Annotated in this window: 16 protein-coding genes; 5 read left to right on the top strand and 11 right to left on the bottom strand. The window is 62.7% G+C overall.

The annotated features are described in order from the left end of the window. Positions 1-5: 5 nt before the first annotated feature. From BSG19_RS05835 to BSG19_RS05820, 4 genes are all read right to left on the bottom strand, one after another. Positions 6-740 carry a glutathione S-transferase gene (locus BSG19_RS05835; RefSeq protein WP_092985876.1) on the bottom strand — a complete coding sequence of 245 codons (735 nt, stop codon included), beginning with the start codon at positions 738-740 and terminating at the stop codon, positions 6-8. 272 nt (positions 741-1,012) lie between these two features. After that, positions 1,013-2,143 (bottom strand): molecular chaperone DnaJ, encoded by a 1,131-nt coding sequence (gene dnaJ / locus BSG19_RS05830; protein ID WP_092985874.1) that lies wholly within the window; start codon positions 2,141-2,143, stop codon positions 1,013-1,015. Positions 2,144-2,398: 255 nt separating this feature from the next. Continuing rightward, positions 2,399-4,318 carry a molecular chaperone DnaK gene (gene dnaK / locus BSG19_RS05825; protein WP_092985872.1) on the bottom strand — a complete coding sequence of 640 codons (1,920 nt, stop codon included), beginning with the start codon at positions 4,316-4,318 and terminating at the stop codon, positions 2,399-2,401. Between the two features lie 231 nt (positions 4,319-4,549). Beyond that, entirely contained in the window at positions 4,550-6,841 is a 2,292-nt protein-coding gene (locus tag BSG19_RS05820; RefSeq protein WP_092985870.1) for a transglycosylase domain-containing protein, read from the bottom strand. 297 nt (positions 6,842-7,138) lie between these two features. On the opposite strand from BSG19_RS05820, the gene BSG19_RS05815 reads away from it, so the two are divergent. Continuing rightward, entirely contained in the window at positions 7,139-7,477 is a 339-nt protein-coding gene (locus BSG19_RS05815) for a hypothetical protein (protein ID WP_092985868.1), read from the top strand. Positions 7,478-7,520: 43 nt separating this feature from the next. Here the strand turns inward: BSG19_RS05815 and BSG19_RS05810 are convergent, their stop codons facing one another. Continuing rightward, positions 7,521-7,781, bottom strand: a complete 261-nt coding sequence (locus BSG19_RS05810; RefSeq protein WP_092985866.1) for a hypothetical protein — start codon at positions 7,779-7,781, stop codon at positions 7,521-7,523. A gap of 318 nt (positions 7,782-8,099) precedes the next feature. Between BSG19_RS05810 and BSG19_RS05805 the strand changes: the two genes are divergently transcribed. Next, positions 8,100-8,300, top strand: a complete 201-nt coding sequence (locus tag BSG19_RS05805; RefSeq protein WP_244529114.1) for a DUF6894 family protein — start codon at positions 8,100-8,102, stop codon at positions 8,298-8,300. 64 nt (positions 8,301-8,364) lie between these two features. On the opposite strand, the gene BSG19_RS05800 is transcribed toward BSG19_RS05805, so the two are convergent. After that, positions 8,365-9,090 carry a Crp/Fnr family transcriptional regulator gene (locus BSG19_RS05800; RefSeq protein ID WP_092985864.1) on the bottom strand — a complete coding sequence of 242 codons (726 nt, stop codon included), beginning with the start codon at positions 9,088-9,090 and terminating at the stop codon, positions 8,365-8,367. Positions 9,091-10,124: 1,034 nt separating this feature from the next. Between BSG19_RS05800 and BSG19_RS05795 the strand changes: the two genes are divergently transcribed. Together BSG19_RS05795 and BSG19_RS05790 are read left to right on the top strand one after the other, a co-directional pair. Next, positions 10,125-10,406, top strand: coding sequence for a hypothetical protein (locus tag BSG19_RS05795; protein WP_092985862.1), 282 nt, complete (start codon positions 10,125-10,127; stop codon positions 10,404-10,406). A gap of 89 nt (positions 10,407-10,495) precedes the next feature. After that, positions 10,496-10,765, top strand: a complete 270-nt coding sequence (locus BSG19_RS05790; RefSeq protein ID WP_062595458.1) for a hypothetical protein — start codon at positions 10,496-10,498, stop codon at positions 10,763-10,765. 42 nt (positions 10,766-10,807) lie between these two features. On the opposite strand, the gene queC is transcribed toward BSG19_RS05790, so the two are convergent. The 4 genes from queC to BSG19_RS05770 all read right to left on the bottom strand — a co-directional run bounded on the left by queC (position 10,808) and on the right by BSG19_RS05770 (position 15,077). Beyond that, positions 10,808-11,527: a 7-cyano-7-deazaguanine synthase QueC gene (gene queC / locus BSG19_RS05785; protein ID WP_092985860.1), complete on the bottom strand. Its 720-nt coding sequence runs from the start codon at positions 11,525-11,527 to the stop codon at positions 10,808-10,810. Between the two features lie 271 nt (positions 11,528-11,798). Further along, positions 11,799-13,331: a YifB family Mg chelatase-like AAA ATPase gene (locus BSG19_RS05780; RefSeq protein WP_092985859.1), complete on the bottom strand. Its 1,533-nt coding sequence runs from the start codon at positions 13,329-13,331 to the stop codon at positions 11,799-11,801. A gap of 134 nt (positions 13,332-13,465) precedes the next feature. Continuing rightward, positions 13,466-14,425 (bottom strand): glutathione synthase, encoded by a 960-nt coding sequence (gene gshB, locus BSG19_RS05775; RefSeq protein WP_092985857.1) that lies wholly within the window; start codon positions 14,423-14,425, stop codon positions 13,466-13,468. A gap of 127 nt (positions 14,426-14,552) precedes the next feature. Next, positions 14,553-15,077: a cupin domain-containing protein gene (locus BSG19_RS05770; protein ID WP_092931349.1), complete on the bottom strand. Its 525-nt coding sequence runs from the start codon at positions 15,075-15,077 to the stop codon at positions 14,553-14,555. Positions 15,078-15,260: 183 nt separating this feature from the next. Here BSG19_RS05770 and BSG19_RS05765 point away from each other — a divergent pair, with 183 nt between their 5' ends. After that, positions 15,261-15,767: a hypothetical protein gene (locus BSG19_RS05765; protein WP_092985855.1), complete on the top strand. Its 507-nt coding sequence runs from the start codon at positions 15,261-15,263 to the stop codon at positions 15,765-15,767. A gap of 202 nt (positions 15,768-15,969) precedes the next feature. On the opposite strand, the gene BSG19_RS05760 is transcribed toward BSG19_RS05765, so the two are convergent. Further along, positions 15,970-16,914 carry a lysylphosphatidylglycerol synthase domain-containing protein gene (locus BSG19_RS05760; RefSeq protein ID WP_092985853.1) on the bottom strand — a complete coding sequence of 315 codons (945 nt, stop codon included), beginning with the start codon at positions 16,912-16,914 and terminating at the stop codon, positions 15,970-15,972. Positions 16,915-16,928: the final 14 nt, after the last annotated feature.

Below are 16,928 nucleotides of genomic sequence, written 5' to 3'. Positions count from 1 at the left end.
TTCCATCAACGCTCGTCGCCCGTCTCGACGCCGTCGAGCTCGGGATAATGGCGGAAGATGCAGGACTCGTTGAAGGGGATGCGGCGGTCGGAGGCGCGATAGGCGGCAATGTTGGGCAGGTCGGAGACATGGCCGCGCAGCGCATCGAGATGCGGCCAGCGGTCGCCATAGGCCAACATGGCTTTCGGAAAGGCGTATCGCAAGCCTTCGAGCAGATGATGGAGCGAGAGGTCGCCATAGGTCAGCGCTTCGCCGACGATATGCTTCGGCCCCGCGGGATTGGCGGTCAGTATCCGCTCGAAGTAATCGAGGAATTTCGGGATGCGCGCCGTGCGAAAATCGGCGGCACGGCGCTTCGCTTCAGGCTTCTGGTCCTCGTAGTAGAGCCCTGTCGCCACGGGATGATGGGTGTCGTGCGCCTCTGCCACCATGTCGGCCATCGTCATCTGCAAGCCATTCAGGCGATGGCGCTCGTATTCGTCCGCCGGCGCAAGGCCGAGGCGCGGCCCGAGATAGAAAAGAATGTTGGCCGTCTGCGAGACGATCCGATCGCCATCCTTGAGAAACGGCGGCGCAAACGGCGCGTCCGCCCGATCATCCTCCATGATCTCCAGCATCCGGTCGGTACCATCTTGGCCGCGGGCGACGTCGATATAGTCGGCGCCGGCCTGCTCCAGCGCCAGCCGCACGAATTCGCCGCGACCGGGAAGACCGTCCCAGTAGTAAAGCTCATAGGTCATGGCGCATGTCCTCTCATCTGACGGAACGACCGTCGTGTTCAGGCTCAAGAGATGGAGCGGTTCGCAGCCATGGCAATGATATCCGCTTGCACGAAAAAAAGCCGGGCGCCTCTCGGCGTCCGGCCTTCCGTCTGATGAAAAAGGCGCAACGCTCTCTTCGTCATCCTCGGGCTTGTCCCGAGCATCTGCAACGATTTGATGTTGTTCACGTCAGCAGATCCCGGGGACAAGCCCGAGGATGACGTTTCACGTTCGGAACCCTCACCCGAAGGTCAGCCCTCGAAGAATTCCTTCATCCGGGCGAAGAAGCCAGCGGATTCCGGGTTGTTGTCCTTCGAGGAAATCTCGGCGAATTCCTCCAGCAGCTCGCGCTGGCGCTTTGTCAGCTTCTGCGGCGTCTCGATCCCAATCTGGATGTAGAGATCGCCCACCTGCGTCGAGCGCAGCACCGGCATGCCCTTGCCCTTCAGGCGGAACTGCTTGCCGGCCTGCGTGCCCTCGGGAACCGTGACACGCGACTTGGTGCCGTCAAGCGTCTGCACGTCGAACTTGCCGCCAAGCGTCGCCGTCGTCATCGAGATCGGAACGCTGCAGTAAAGGTCGGCGCCGTCACGCTGGTAGAACTCGTGCGGCTTGACCGAGAGGAAGATGTAGAGATCGCCCGAAGGACCGCCGCGAAGACCGGCCTCGCCCTCGCCCGACAGCCGGATGCGGGTGCCGTCCTCGATGCCGGCGGGAATGTTCACCGACAGCGAGCGCTCTTCCGTCACACGGCCCTGTCCGTGGCACTTGGTGCAGGGATCCGGAATGATCGTGCCGCGACCCTGGCAGGTCGGGCAGGTCCGTTCGATCGAGAAGAACCCTTGCGCTGCGCGCACGCGGCCGGAGCCCTGGCAGGTGCCGCAGGTCGTGGGCTTGGTTCCGGGCTTGGCGCCCGATCCGGAACAGACCTCGCAGGTGATCGACGTGGGAACGCGGATCTGCGCGGTCTTGCCGGCATAGGCCTCCTCCAGCGTGATCTCCATGTTGTAGCGGAGATCGGCGCCGCGTTCGCGACCGCCGGACGAGCGCTGGCGCTGACGTCCGCCGCCCATCATCTCGCCGAAGATGTCCTCGAAGATATCGGAGAAGCCAGCCGCACCACCGCCCATGCCGGCGCCACCGCCGCCCATGCCGCCCTGTTCGAAGGCAGCGTGGCCATAACGGTCGTAGGCTGCCCGCTTCTGCGGGTCCTTCAGCGTCTCGTAGGCCTGGTTGATTTCCTTGAAGGTCTTTTCCGATTCCGCATCGCCCGGATTCTTGTCCGGGTGGTATTTCATCGCCAGCTTGCGGAAAGCGCTTTTCAGCTCCTTCTCGTCGGCTGTCTTTGCAACACCGAGTGTTTCGTAAAGATCACGTTTCATGTGGTCGCGCGTATCCCGTTGAACCGCGGCGACAGGACCGGCCGTCGGTCGTCGCCAGATTTCATTGAGCCGAATTTCGTTGATAAGGATTTAGGAAATCCCGCACGCCGATACCATAGCGAATCCGCACGGGTTCCGGCTTTTTCGACGAAAAGAAGGCAAACTGCCAAGCGTGTCGCTTTTTCCCGGCGCTTTACCAAAAAAGGCCCGGAACGGTTGCTCCGGGCCTTTTTGATAGCGTCAGGCCTTCACGCCTTATGCAGACTTCTTGCGATCGTCTTCGTCGCTGACATCTTCGTAGTCGGCATCGACGACATTGTCGCGGGCAGCATCTGCCGCAGCATCGGCATTGGCCGCATCGGTCTGCTGCGATTCATACATCGCCTGGCCGAGCTTCATGGATGCTTCCAGAAGCGTCTGCGTCTTCGCCTTGATGTCTTCGGCGTCCGGCTCGGAAGCCTCGACCGATGTCTTCAGCGCGGCAATCGCGTCGGAGATGGCGGTGCGGTCGGCTTCGGTGACCTTGTCGCCATATTCCTTCAGCGACTTCTCGGACGAGTGGATCAGGCTTTCGGCCTGGTTCTTCGCCTCGACGCCGTCACGACGCTTCTTGTCGTTCTCGGCATTGGCCTCTGCGTCCTTGACCATCTTCTCGATGTCGGCGTCCGACAGACCGCCCGATGCCTGGATGCGGATCTGGTGCTCCTTGCCGGTGCCCTTGTCCTTGGCCGAAACGTTGACGATACCGTTGGCGTCGATGTCGAAGGTGACTTCGATCTGCGGTACGCCGCGGGGTGCCGGGGGAATGCCAACGAGGTCGAACTGGCCGAGCAGCTTGTTGTCCTGCGCCATTTCGCGCTCGCCCTGGCTGACCCGGATGGTGACGGCCGACTGGCTGTCTTCCGCGGTAGAGAAGGTCTGGCTCTTCTTCGTCGGGATCGTCGTGTTACGTTCGATCAGACGGGTGAAGACGCCACCGAGGGTTTCGATGCCGAGCGACAGCGGGGTCACGTCGAGGAGCAGAACGTCCTTGACATCGCCCTGGAGAACGCCGGCCTGAATGGCGGCGCCGAGTGCGACGACTTCATCCGGGTTGACGCCCTTGTGCGGCTCCTTGCCGAACAGCTGCTTGACGACTTCCTGCACCTTCGGCATGCGGCTCATGCCGCCGACGAGCACGACTTCGTCGATCTCGGAAGCCGAAACGCCGGCATCCTTGAGCGCTGCCTTGCAGGGCGCGATCGTGCGCTGGACGAGATCGTCCACGAGCGCCTCGAACTTAGCACGGGTCAGCTTCAGCGTCAGGTGCTTCGGGCCGGAGGCATCCGCCGTGATGAACGGCAGGTTGATTTCCGTCTGCTGCGAGGAGGACAGTTCGATCTTGGCCTTTTCAGCCGCTTCCTTGAGGCGCTGCAGAGCGAGCTTGTCGTTCTTCAGGTCGATGCCCTGGTCCTTCTTGAATTCGCCTGCGAGATATTCGACGAGACGCATGTCGAAGTCTTCACCGCCGAGGAAGGTGTCGCCATTGGTCGACTTCACTTCGAAGACGCCATCGCCGATTTCCAGAACCGAGACGTCGAACGTGCCGCCGCCAAGGTCGTAGACGGCGATCGTCTTGCCTTCGGTCTTGTCGAGGCCATAGGCGAGCGCTGCTGCCGTCGGCTCGTTGATGATGCGCAGCACGTCGAGACCGGCGATGCGGCCTGCATCCTTGGTGGCCTGACGCTGGGCGTCGTTGAAGTAGGCGGGAACGGTGATGACGGCCTGGGTGACCTTTTCGCCGAGGTAGGATTCGGCGGTTTCCTTCATTTTTTGAAGGATCATCGCGGAGACCTGCGACGGAGACTGGTTCTTGCCACCGGCTTCGACCCATGCGTCGCCATTGTCGCCCTTGACGATCTTGAACGGCACGAGGGCCTTGTCCTTCGTCACGGTCGGGTCTTCGTAGCGGCGGCCGATGAGGCGCTTCACGGCGAAGAGGGTGTTCTCGGGGTTGGTGACGGCCTGGCGCTTGGCCGGCTGGCCAACGAGGCGTTCGCCATCATCCGAGAAGGCGACCATGGATGGCGTCGTGCGCGCGCCTTCCGCATTTTCGATGACCTTCGCGTCCTTGCCGTCCATGACGGCGACGCAGGAGTTGGTCGTTCCCAGATCGATACCGATTACTTTTGCCATGTCGTTCTCTCCTTGCAGCGGACTGTCGGAACCCGGTCAGGCATTCGTGCGACAGCCCCTAGGGATGCTCTTGTCGTTTTGTGCCGCGGCCCGGAAGCCTTGGACGTGCGGCGTATATAAGGACGGGTTTTTTGCTGTGCAAGGCGTCGCAAGCCCTGAAGACCGTGAAAAGAAATGCGGAGGCGAAAGAGTTTAGATCCCTTTCCGCACCCGCATGCTTAAGCGCTGCCGTCAACCCCCGGTCAGGATATCGAACAGCGTGGTGCGGCGCGTGCGCGGCGTGCCGCTCGTCGTCTGCCCGACATCGGCCGGCGGCACCAGGCCACCTTCCGCGGCATCCGCAGAGCCGCCTTGCGACAGGGGCACGTCGGATGGCGGCATTTCCGCGTCCGCCACCGGAGCGTCCGGGTAGACATCCGCAGGCTTTTCGCCGAAAGCGCCCGAGATAACGTCGCCGATCGTGCGCTGGATGCCGGGATCGTCGAAGGACGGCTGTATGCCCTTCGTGCCGAAGATCGGCGAGGGCGTCAGCCCTTCATGCGCTTCCGTCATATAGGTATGCCAGGCCTTCGCCGGCAGTCCCCCGCCCGTCACCTTCTTCATCGAGGTTCCGTCGTCATTGCCGAACCAGACGCCCGTCGTCAGGTTGCTGGTAAAGCCGACGAACAGCGCGTCGCGGAAGGACTGTGTGGTGCCGGATTTGCCGGCGGCCTGCCAGCCCTTGAGCCTGGCATTCTTGCCCGTGCCGCGCTCCACCACCCCCACCATCATCTGGTTCATCTCCGAGACGATCTCGGGATCGAGCACGCGCGGCGGGTTGTCGTAGGTGTTCTCGTAGAGAACCTTGCCATCGGCCGTCGTCACGCGCTTGACGATGTGCGGCGTCGCCTTGAAGCCGCCGTTCATGAAGGGGGCATAGGCCGATGTCAGCTCCAGAAGGCTGACTTCCGATGTCCCGAGAGCGATGGAGGCGTTCGCCTGCAGCTCCGATTCGATGCCGAGGCGATGGGCGAGCTTTGCCACCTGCGGCGGACCGACCTCCATGACGAGCTGGGCGGCGATGGTGTTCAGCGAGTTGGCGAGCGCGTCGGCCAGCGACACCTCGCCGCGATATTTCTGGTCGTAGTTTTCGGGCGTCCATTTGCCGATGCGCACCGGCGCATCGTTCCGGATGGACATGGGCGTGCGGCCGATCTCCATGGCTGCGGCATAGACGAAGGGCTTGAAGGCGGAGCCCGGCTGGCGCTTGGCCTTGACCGCGCGGTCGAACTGGCTTTCGGCATAGTCCCGCCCGCCGACAAGCGCCCGGATGGCGCCCGTCGCATCCACGGAAACCAGCGCCGCCTGCGAGGCGCGCGACTTCGCGCCGCTCTCCTTCAGCATGTCGGAAAGGGTCTTTTCGGCCTTGGCTTCGAGATCGAGATCGAGGGTGGTTTCCACCACGAGGTCCTGCTTGACGGCGCCCACGAGGCTCGGGAGCTGGTCCATGACCAGATCGGCTGCATAATATTGCGCGCCGGACCAGAAGCTCTTTGCCTTGGTCGGCGGCTGCGACATCGCCGTCTTCACCTCGTCGTCGGTGATCAGCCCTTCCTCGCGCATGGCGCCCAGCACCACCTGCGCCCGCTCCTCGGCCGCCTTCGGATCGCGGGCCGGCGACAGGCGCGACGGCGCTTTCAGAAGACCGGCGAGCAGCGCGGCCTCGCCGAGATTGACGTCCCGGGCGGACTTGTTGAAATAGCGCTGCGAAGCGGCTTCGACGCCATAGGCATTGGACCCGAAGAAGACGCGGTTGAGATACATCGCAAGGATCTGGTCCTTGGAATATTTCTGCTCCAGCCAGAAGGCGAGCAGCACTTCCTGCACCTTGCGCTCCAGCGTGCGCTCCGGCGAGAGAAACAGGTTCTTCGCCAGCTGCTGCGTCAGCGTGGAGCCGCCCTGCACCATGCGCCCGGTCGTCACATTGGTGATCACAGCGCGGGCAAGACCCAGCGGATCGACGCCGAAATGCGAATAGAAGCGCCGGTCCTCGATGGCCATGACGGCTTGTGGAATGAACGGCGACATGTCCTCGAGCGCGATGGCCTCGCCGCCGGTCGCGCCGCGATTGGCCAGCGTGTCGCCGTTGACCGCCAGGATCTTCACGTTGGGCGGACGTTCCGGAATGGTCCAGCTGGTCGCGTTCGGCATGCGCGAGCCGTAGTAAAGCACGAGCCCGCCGATGCCCATGGCGCCCCAGATGCCGGCGACGATGCACCAGTACACGAAGGCCCTGACGAAGCCGAACAGACCACCGCCGCCGCTGCTGCTCCGCCGGCCGCCTCGCCCCTTCAGGGACCGGCGCGCGGTCTTGCCGCCGCTCTTGGATTTTGCAGATTTCGCCCCGGAAGATTTGGAGCCGGAGGCTTTGGACGCCGTAGCCCGTCCGCTCACGCGGTCACTCGCATCGACGCGGAATCCATCGTCGTCGCCGCTCGAAAAGGACGGATCGATGCGGGGACGTGAACGAGATGTGCCTGCCATACCGGGATGTGACCGCTCCGTGTGCGTGCTGAAGGACGTGACGACCGGCAAGCCGTGCCCAGGCCGCGCCGAGGCGGCACCTAGGCCACCCGGGCCGTCGCAGGGTGCGGTGAACTGTAAATGCGGCGATTTAAGGGGGCGTTAACGACATGCTAATGAGACCGGTGAGCCCGGATCTCGATCTTCGGCGTGAACAAAACCGGAGCGAGTTGGTTGGGCAATTCCAATCCAACAGGGGCAGTCGGCAGGCGGCTGGTCTTCTCTGTGACGATACGATCGGCCAGACGGTTCCAGGTCATGCTTGTCGGCGACCCCCTGGAAACAGACATCACACGGATCCGGCACGCCTGGCGCTCCGCCGGGGCCGATCTTCTCGGGCCGGTGGATGTCTCGGAAACCGGCATGGACGAATGCCTGCGGCTCGACGGCGTGCTGATCTTTCTCGATGCGGACGCCGGCCTGACGCAGCGCCTTGCCGATCTTCTGGAATCGCTCGACGTGCCCTTCCTGTTCCTCATGCCGGATGCCGTTTTCGATGAAGGCCATGCGGTCTATCGCCTGTCCGGGGATGCCGGCGAGATCGAGGAGATGATCCGCAAACTCTCCTGTCAAGGCAAAGGAACCGTTCGTCACTGACGCCGCGTGATGCCAGCGAAAATATCGGAAAGATGTCGCGTCGCTATCGGTGGTCGTGATCGAGGAAATATCGATCGAGAACGATGCGGCGCATGATTCCAAGCGCGCAAATCCGGTAGTCGGCGTCGCATTCATGCGCAGCCATCTCGGGATCGATCCGGCCGATCGTCAGCGAAACCAGATCCCGCACATCGTCCGGAGAGCGATAGAAGCGACGCGCCATCCGCTCGACCCAGATGGCCGCAACATCCGGTTCGGGAACGGCAGCATCCGGGTGCTGCGGTGATGGGCGTATGCTCGTCATGTGCGGCTCCTTCCGAAGAAGTTACGTCAGGAATGACACTTGCAGGGGGAAGTTCCGCTTTTGCAACAACTGTACGAAAGCGCACAGCTGCGTTTTTCAGCTCCATCCCGCATCACAATGCCCACTCCGATGCCCACTTACGATACGAGCGGTAACCACGTTACGGTGTCCTCGTAAGTCGCCATCTTCCTAAAGAGCCTCGGTTTCGGTAATTGAGAGGTTCCAACCGACGTCTCGCGAACGCGCCGTCCTCAGCAACCAGACTGCCTGAAGCGGATGCCGATGCCGAGATTTTACTTTCACATCGTGACGTCGTCGATGACGATACCGGACCTGGAGGGAACCGAAGTGGCCTCTCTGGAGGCGGCGCTTGCCGAAGCCATTCAGGATGCACGCAGTCTCATGAGCGCCGCGATCCTCAACGGTCTCGATATCTCGTCGCGCCGGATCGAGATCCACGATGGAAACGGCCTCGTTCTCGTCGTGCCGTTTTCAGACGCGATCACGCCCGAACCATGATGCTATCACGCTTGGCCTCGCGCCACGCGGCGCCGTCAGGCCGACACCGTCCGGCACGATCGCCTCACCGCCGTGGCGGCGCCGCGCGGCCGATCAGCCTGTCATATTCCTTCTCCGGCTCCCCATAGGAAGCGCCCGCGATCTCCTCGAGACGCTTGCGGTCGAGAATCCGGATATTTCCCCGGGTCGCCTTGATGGCTTTCAGCCCCTCGATGATGTGCAGCTCGTTGGTCACGCCAGAGCGTCGCACGCCCAGCATGACGGACAGAAATTCATGGGTCAGTGGCAGGTCGTCGCCATCGATGCGGTCGTGGCACATCAGCAGCCAGCGCGCGAGGCGCTCATGCATGTTGTAGCGCGCATTGGCGAGCGCGGAATGGGCGACCTGAATTTCGCAGCAGTGAATGTAGTTCATCAGCAGCGTGCTGGTTTCGTCGTCCTGGAGAATGTCGAGCACGGCTTGGGTGGGAACGCGGATGCCGGAACCGGCCGCCTGCATGAAGGTGCGATTCGGCGTGCTGTCCACCTTGAGAAGGACATGGGCGCCGGCCAGCCCCTCCGAGCCGATATGGCCGACTTCGATATCCTCGCCATCGCTGCTCGTGGCAACCAGAGAGCACAGACCGCCCTCGATGAACGTCACATGCGTGGTGGGAACATGGGCTTCCACGAGGACATGCCGTGCGGGAAGATCGACGCGCTCCATCAGCGGCTGCAGCTTGGAGAAGATGTCCAGCGTCATCATACGAAGCAGATTGTTGCGGACGCTTTCCCGTTCCAGCGGCGCCATGGTCGTTCCTCGCCGGGGAAGAGCCCGGACCTCATACCATTGCTTCAAACGCCGGTACTTTAAAGCTTATGCGGCAGTCTGAACGACTTCGCCACCACTTGCCGGACATATGTACGATTCTGACATTAGGTGAATTCTGCAGAGCGCAGATTCCCTCGAAAATCCTCAAACCGCACCTTCCGGTATTTCTCCCCGATTTCATATAATTTCCGATGGTACAAAATCGCAGAACAAGCCTTCATGAGCTTTTTCATCAAGACGATATCATCATTTTACACGCGTTCATCCGGACATATCTTACCGCATGCCGATCATACGATATAAGATTTCGCGAATATACATTCATTGATGAAAATTCACCCGATGATCAACCTTATGATACGTCAATGGACGGTTACCTTTCGCTCATTCGCACTGCTGACCCGGATCGAATACTCCGTGGACATGCGGCGCCTGTAAAGCATTCGGGCATATGCCTTCTACCGAGCCGGCGCCCTCCCCCGAGATCATTTGTCCCTGCCTGTAACCCGGCGAACGCGATACTGCATTCGATCGCAAAGCGCGAAGCGGTCCAGCCGTGCCGGTCTGCCGCACTGAGCGACACTGCAACGCACCACCTGCTGCCGGAGCGTGCAAAATGGAACGAAACGCGGAATCACGCGTTCGTTACATGTCAAACAAGGGAACCCGTCATGAACAATATCATCTATATCGTCGGACTGGTCGTCGTCGTCCTCGCTGTCCTGTCTTTCTTCGGACTGCGCTGAGCCGACATCGATGAGCCTGAAAGCCTCAAAGCCCCGCTTGCCGGGGCTTTTTGACGTTTAAAGGGCGCATGGTTGAGGACCAGCCGTACATCGGTAATCGTCGCGGCGACAGATTTTCACCCCGGCCCGGTTTCGGCGCGCCGGATTTTGCCATAGGGTTTCGCATCAGAGCCGCCTGACGCGGCCGGGACGGCGGTAGACCATGGCGACAGCGACGATATTTCTCACCATTGGCCTCCCCGTCGACCTTTCGTCCGGCGCGCAACCATGAAAGCGCCGGAAGATCTGGCGATCGCCGTTCGACGCATGCTGCAACAGTACGAAAAAGGCCGCATGGACCGCGATATCCTGAAAGGCTGGGTGCAGGGCCTTTCCTCCTACCCGCCACCGCATGGCGCTCCGGTCGAGGCCTTGAAAGCATGGTTCGCGATCCGGCAGGGCGACATCACGCCGGAGATCCGCGCACGCGATCTGCAGATGCTGGCAGCCGTTGCGGATGCGTCCCTTGCCTCAGTATCGGGGACCGGCGGGATGTCAGCGGAAATTTGACGCTGCATGTCTTGAAGGACATGCACAGCAGGGTATCCTGTCCGCCACATTGCGGTTGGATTGGAATGGATTGAGAATGGCGAGGCCACATGTCGAACGATAATGAACCGGAAATGGAGTATTCGGAGCTTTCCGGCGAGTTCACCGAAGACGGCGTGACCGTTCTGGTCGATATCTCGCGACCGGCGGGTACGAATCTCGATTGGCGCATGCTGGTGCTGACGCAGGAAGAAGACGTGACAGAGTGGGAGGATCCCTTCCCCACGGACCGGGAAGCCTTCGACGAATTCCTGGCGACCGTTGCCCGCGAAGGCATCCGCTCGTTCTTCGGCGACGAAGATCCGCCGACGCTCCAATAGGAGATATCCGGCAAAGGCGCGAAACGGTTTCGAGCGACCGGCTTATCCACGCACCTCTTCCGCCACGAAACGCCCCACCCCGCAGGCTTCCCGCCAGAAATCGTCATCCTCATAGAGCGTGGGATCTGGGATACCGGCGAGATGAAAGGCTTCGCGTCGTTCCACGCAGGTGCCGCACCGCCCGCAATGCGCCTCCCCGCCCTTGTAGCAGGACCATGTCCGCGCAAAGGGCGTGCCGTTGCCGGCACCGTCGGTGACGATGTCGGCTTTCGAGCGCTCCACATAGGGCGCGTAGAGCGTCACCGCGGCATAGCCGTCCAGCGCGTGGTTCTGCATGGTCTGAAACGAACGGATGAAGTCCGGTCGGCAATCGGGGTAGATGAAATGATCGCCGCCGTGAACGGCGACGGCGACCGCATCCAGCCCCTGCGCTGCCGCAAGACCGAAGGCGATCGTGAGCATGATGGCATTGCGGTTCGGCACCACCGTCGCCTTCATCGTCTCCTCGGCATAATGCCCGTCGGGAACCGCGATATCGTCCGTCAGTGCGGAGCCTGTGAGATGCGCGCCGATCGGTCCGATGTCGATGAGATAATGGGGAACGCGAAGCCTTTGCGCCGCCTCGGCCGCAAACGCCAGTTCGCGGCGATGGCGCTGGCCATAGTCGAAGGACAGAAGACCCGCGAGATGATGATCCCGCGCGACGTGATGGGCAAGCGTCACGGAGTCCAGTCCGCCGGAGCAGACGACGAGCGTTTTCATGATGTCATTCCCTTGTTTTGACCGGGTGGGGCTGCGACCGGAGCCTTGGACGTGGCGCAACGGCGCTGTCCTTGAGAGAGGCTGTATCCTATCAAGCCGGGACAGGCTTTGCACGGTCCGGGCCAGAACATTTTTGCCAGCTCGTATTTTCAGGCCCGTGTTTTCAGGCGCGTGTTTTCAGGCGCGTGTTTTCGCGCCTGTCCTGAAGGCCCCTGTCCTTCCAATGCCGCGACGCCAGCGCCGAAACAGATCGGCCCCGAGCGCAGACCCCTCACGCGGCATTCGTCATCCGGTCCCCGGCGATGCGGTAGGAAATGGCTTCGGCGATATGGATGCGTCCGACTGTCGGGCGTCCGTCGAGATCGGCCAGCGTGCGCGCGACCTTGAGGACGCGGTGATAGGCGCGTGCCGAAAACGTCATGCGTTCGGCAGCCTCGCGCAGAAGCTGGAGCCCGCCCGCATCGGGCTCGGCAAGCGTCTCGATCATGGCCGTGGTGCAGCGCGCGTTGGAGGTGACCGTCGGCATGCCGAAGGCGATGAAGCGGTCGATCTGGAGCGCCCGCGCATGGGCCACGCGCGCCGCCACCACCGCGCTCGTCTCGGCGGTCGCCGGGCGGATCAGGTCGGCGGCGGACACCGCGGGAACAGGAATGCGGATGTCGATCCGGTCCATCAGCGGGCCGGAGATGCGCGCCTGATAATCGCTCGCGCAACGCGGGCCGCGCGCGCAGCTGTGGCCCGGCTCGCCCGCCATGCCGCAGCGGCACGGGTTCATGGCGGCGACCAGCTGGATGGCGGCGGGATAGCTGACGCGGTGGTTGGCGCGCGCGATGATGCATTCGCCGGTTTCGAGCGGCTGGCGCAGCGCGTCCAGTGCCTGCGGCGTGAATTCCGGGAACTCGTCGAGAAACAGCACGCCGTTATGCGCAAGCGACGCCTCACCCGGCCGGGCGCGAAGACCGCCGCCGACGAGGGCCGCCATGGTGGCGGAGTGATGCGGCGTGCGGAAAGGGCGACGATCCGATAGCTTGCCGCCCGGCAACTGCCCGGCGATGGAGTGGATCATGGAGACTTCCAGCAGCTCGCCCGGCGATAGCGGCGGCAGAATGGAGGGAAGGCGCGCGGCGAGCATCGACTTGCCCGAACCGGGCGGACCGACCATCAGCAGATTGTGGTTTCCGGCCGCAGCCACCTCCAGCGCGCGCTTGGCGCTTTCCTGCCCCTTGATATCGGCGAGATCCGGCAGATTGGCAGCCGTCGCCCGAATGGCCGGCTCCGGCCGGGTCAGCACCTGCGTGCCGCGAAAATGGTTGGCGAGCGCAATCAGGCTGCGGGGGGCGAGAATGTCGATCTCAGCGCCGGCCCATGCCGCCTCCGGCCCGCTATCGGCCGGGCAGATGAGCCCCTTGCCGATGGCGTTCGCGCCGATCGCCGCGGGCAGCGCGCCGGCAACGGCTGCAATCGTGCCGTCGAGGTTCAATTCGCCGATGACCACATAGTCCGCCAGCGCATCCGGCGGAATGGCGCCGAGCGCCGCCATCAGCCCGAGCGCGATCGGAAGGTCGAAATGGCTGCCTTCCTTCGGGAGGTCGGCAGGCGCCAGATTGATGGTCACGCGCTTGGGCGGCAGCGACAGGCCGGAGGCATGGAGGGCGGCATGCACCCGCTCCCGGCTTTCGGCGACCGCCTTGTCCGGCAGGCCGACGATCTGCACACCGACCTTGCCGGGCGCGACCATGACCTGCACATCGACCGGAACGCCTTCGATGCCCTGAAACGCCACCGTGCTGACCCGTGCCACCATGTTCCGCCACTCCAGCCTTGCTCTATGAGACTTTCCTCACATGACACAGGACGTGGAATAAAACAAGAACATTGGCGGAACAATTGCAATCGACCATTCCTTCCAGGTTGCAAACATCACAACCTGCCGGAGTGTCAGGCGCGCTTGCGCTCGATGGCGTCCCAGAGCAGGCTGGCGATATCGGCGCCGCCGAAGTTCTTCACCTCGCGGATGCCGGTGGGAGAGGTTACGTTGATCTCCGTCATGACGTCGCCGATGACGTCGATGCCGACCAGCAGGAAGCCGCGTTCGCGCAAAGCCGGGCCGATGCGGGCGCAGATCTCCTTTTCACGCGACGTCAGTTCGGTCGGTTCGGGCTTGCCGCCCGCATGCATATTGGAGCGGGCATCGTGTTCGGCCGGCACGCGGTTGATGGCGCCGACGGGTTCGCCATCGACGAGAATGATGCGCTTGTCGCCCTTGCGCACCGCCGGCAGGTATTCCTGCGCGATGAAGGGCTCGCGGAACATCTGCCCGAACATCTCGAGAAGCGAGGACATGTTGCGGTCGTCACGCGTGGAGTGGAACACGCCGGCGCCGCCATTGCCGTAAAGCGGCTTCAGGATGATGTCGCCCATCTCCTCGCGGAATTTCGCGATCTCGGCCGGGTCGCGGGTGATCAGCGTCTTCGGCATCAGGTCCGGAAATTCGGTGACGAAGATCTTTTCCGGCGAATTGCGCACCCAGGCCGGGTCGTTCACCACCAGCGTCTTCGGGTGAATGCGCTCCAGAAGATGTGTCGAGGTGATGTAGGCCATGTCGAAGGGCGGATCCTGACGCAGGAGCACCACATCCATGGTGGAAAGATCCAGCCGCTCGGGCTCGCCGAGCGTGAAATGATCGCCCTTCACATCGCGCAGGGTCATCTGTTGAGCGGTGGCGTAAACCTGCCCGTCACGCAGAGACAGCCGGTCCGGCGTGTAGTGAAACAGCCTGTAGCCACGGTTCTGCGCCTCAAGGCTCATCGCAAAGGTCGAATCGCCCGCGATATTGATGGTGGAGACGTGGTCCATCTGAACCGCGACGTTCCGGAGTGCCGTCCTGGTGGCTGCCATTGTCTTCCCTCGATCATCGACCCGCCTCATCTCCGGCGGGCCTCATGACGTAAGACGCCGGCGGGCCAAACGCAACGGCAGAGCGCCGCGCATTTCTGCGAAAGTCGCAGTGTTCGAAACACCTGCCTCAGGCGGCAAGCGCCGCCTTGGGGGCTTCGCCACGCAGCATGTCGCGCAGGCGATAGGCCATGACGACGGGCTCGGGGAACTTCTTGCGGCAGAAGGCGATCTTGCGGACATAGGTCTCGATGCGCCAGTTGGCCCATGTGCCGCCGTTGAAAAAGCCGATGTCGCCGGCGCGCAGCACCGTCTCGGTGCCGTCCTCGGCCGTTACATGCACCTCGCCTTCGAGGATGACGACCGTCTCGTCCCAGCCGAAGTACCAGTTGAACTCGCCGGCCGTGCAGTCCCACATGGCGGTCACGGCGGCATCGTCATGGCTGCGCGAATGTTCGGCAAGCCGGGCGACGGGCGCGCCGGCGACGATCCAGTCCGGATTGATCGGAGCCGGCAGCATGGGCAGGTCCATTGCCGGCGATGCGACCATCGCTTGCTTGCGGGCCACCTGTTTCACCGGCAAGAGCCTCGGCGCAGCGGGCGTGATCCGCACGGCAACCGCCATTAATTCCGCAAAAAGCATCTTCAGCGCCATGTCATCCCTCGGGTATCTATTCTGTCCTGAAAGGGACATTAGCGAAAAGACACGAAGACAGAATTGAAGGGATTGCTTGCATTTGAGCGATTGCAGACGGGTCGTCGTCAATTTGCCGCATGTCGATGGCCTAAAGATGCGACATCATCCATTGATGATGCGACATCATCACGGGGACATTCCATGCATCGTCGCGCCTCTCTCTCCTTCGCCCTCTCCTTTGCTCTGCTCGCCGCAAGCTTCGCCATTGCGCAAAGCGCGCTGGCGCAGGATGCGCCCTATGTGGACGATCGCTCGGACGGCGCAAAACTCGTCCGGTCGCTCTACAACGCGATCGAGCGGAAGGAATTTGCGCGGGCCTATGCCTATTTCGGCGACAAGCCGCCAGCCGGCGACTATGCGAGCTTCGTGCAGGGCTACAAGAACACAGTCGAGGTCGAGGTGAAGACGGGCGTCGTCACGCAGGAAGGTGCGGCGGGCAGCCTCTACGCGCCGGTTCCCGTCGCCGTCCGCTCGGTGGACAAGGACGGCAAGGAGCGCGTCTTTGCCGGATGCTACGTGACGCGCATCGTCAATGCGGCCATCCAGGAACCGCCGTTCACGCCGCTGCACATCGAGAGTGCGGAACTCGGCGAGGTGAAGACGCCGTTTGCCGACGCCGTGCCGAAGGTCTGCCATTCACCGTCGTAAGGCGGCTCAGACCGGTCGCCGGTTTCTCCTCCGTCATGCTCGGGCTTGTCCCGAGCATCTGCTGTCGCCCCGCAAACACCATAGCCCTTCAGATCCCCGGCAGTGCAGCAGATGCTCGGCACGAGACCGAGCATGACGTCGGGGGGTGGTTTCGCTCGACACCAGAACAATGCCATCGGGAGGCAATCAGCCGGAAGCCGTATCAAAGCCCCGCGCGGCGGCGCTCCAGGAACTGACGGCGCTCGAACACAACGACCACCACGAGCGCCATCAGGAACGGGATGACAAGGTAGAACAGACGGAAGATGACGAGCGCGGCCAGCACCGATGCCGGATCGATTTCCGGCAGGGCGGCGATGAAGATCAGCTCGAGCACACCGATGCCGCCCGGCGCATGGCTGAGAAGCGCTGCCGAGAATGAGGCAAGAAAGACCCCGAGCACGACCATATAGCCGGGGTTGCCCGCCTCCGGCAGCGCGAAATAGATGATCGCGGCCGCGCCGATCAGCTCCACCGGGGCGATCATCAACTGCCGGACAGCAAGCGTCGGCCGCGGATATTCCAGTTGGAACCACCGCGTGCGGATGGGCTTGAAGCCGATAAGGCTGCCGAGCAGGTAAAGGCCGATCAGCACGAGGATAAGAATCGCCGTGGAGATCGAGGCTTCCAGCGGAATGACATCGGAGAAGCGGTCGACGATGTCAGGCTCGATCAGCAGCACGATGGCCGACAGCGTCAGCGTTCCCAGCGCGAAGGTCAGCGAACAGAAGGCGACGAGAATGCCCGTTTCGCTGACACTCAACCCCTTGGAGCCATAGGCGCGGTAGCGCACGACAGCGCCCGAGAACACGGAAGCGCCGATGGTGTGCGACAGGGCATAGGCGGTGAAGGAGCAGACGGTGATGAAGGTCAGCGACAGCCGCCGCCCGAGATGTTCGAGCGCCAGATGATCGTAGGCGGCGAGAGCCGCATAGGCCACCAGCGTGGCGCCGGCGGCGAGCAGCCAGCTTTTCAGCGGGACGGCCTGAAAGCTCGTCAGGAACTGGTCGAGCGAAAGCCCCCGCAGCTCATGATAAAGGCCGTAGAGCGAAAACAGGATAGCCGCCAGCCCGACGGCCGGCCAGATCAGGGCGCGGATCGTCTTCATGCAGGTCTTTTTCG

Origin of the sequence: Rhizobium sp. NFR03 (assembly GCF_900111275.1) — a bacterium.
Classification (GTDB): domain Bacteria; phylum Pseudomonadota; class Alphaproteobacteria; order Rhizobiales; family Rhizobiaceae; genus Ferranicluibacter.
Note: the sequence above shows the minus strand (reverse complement) of the source record. Positions and strands in the feature narration are given on the sequence as shown.

Coding starts and splice junctions, on each gene's coding strand:
- BSG19_RS05810 (WP_092985866.1), bottom strand. CDS start 7,781: ATGACGAGCATACGCCCATCACCGCAGCACCCGGATGCTGCCGTTCCC.
- BSG19_RS05820 (WP_092985870.1), bottom strand. CDS start 6,841: ATGGCAGGCACATCTCGTTCACGTCCCCGCATCGATCCGTCCTTTTCG.
- BSG19_RS05835 (WP_092985876.1), bottom strand. CDS start 740: ATGACCTATGAGCTTTACTACTGGGACGGTCTTCCCGGTCGCGGCGAA.
- dnaK (WP_092985872.1), bottom strand. CDS start 4,318: ATGGCAAAAGTAATCGGTATCGATCTGGGAACGACCAACTCCTGCGTC.
- BSG19_RS05815 (WP_092985868.1), top strand. CDS start 7,139: ATGCTTGTCGGCGACCCCCTGGAAACAGACATCACACGGATCCGGCAC.
- BSG19_RS05770 (WP_092931349.1), bottom strand. CDS start 15,077: ATGGCGCTGAAGATGCTTTTTGCGGAATTAATGGCGGTTGCCGTGCGG.
- dnaJ (WP_092985874.1), bottom strand. CDS start 2,143: ATGAAACGTGATCTTTACGAAACACTCGGTGTTGCAAAGACAGCCGAC.
- BSG19_RS05765 (WP_092985855.1), top strand. CDS start 15,261: ATGCATCGTCGCGCCTCTCTCTCCTTCGCCCTCTCCTTTGCTCTGCTC.
- BSG19_RS05790 (WP_062595458.1), top strand. CDS start 10,496: ATGTCGAACGATAATGAACCGGAAATGGAGTATTCGGAGCTTTCCGGC.
- BSG19_RS05795 (WP_092985862.1), top strand. CDS start 10,125: ATGAAAGCGCCGGAAGATCTGGCGATCGCCGTTCGACGCATGCTGCAA.
- BSG19_RS05780 (WP_092985859.1), bottom strand. CDS start 13,331: ATGGTGGCACGGGTCAGCACGGTGGCGTTTCAGGGCATCGAAGGCGTT.
- queC (WP_092985860.1), bottom strand. CDS start 11,527: ATGAAAACGCTCGTCGTCTGCTCCGGCGGACTGGACTCCGTGACGCTT.
- BSG19_RS05800 (WP_092985864.1), bottom strand. CDS start 9,090: ATGGCGCCGCTGGAACGGGAAAGCGTCCGCAACAATCTGCTTCGTATG.
- gshB (WP_092985857.1), bottom strand. CDS start 14,425: ATGGCAGCCACCAGGACGGCACTCCGGAACGTCGCGGTTCAGATGGAC.
- BSG19_RS05805 (WP_244529114.1), top strand. CDS start 8,100: ATGACGATACCGGACCTGGAGGGAACCGAAGTGGCCTCTCTGGAGGCG.
- BSG19_RS05760 (WP_092985853.1), bottom strand. CDS start 16,914: ATGAAGACGATCCGCGCCCTGATCTGGCCGGCCGTCGGGCTGGCGGCT.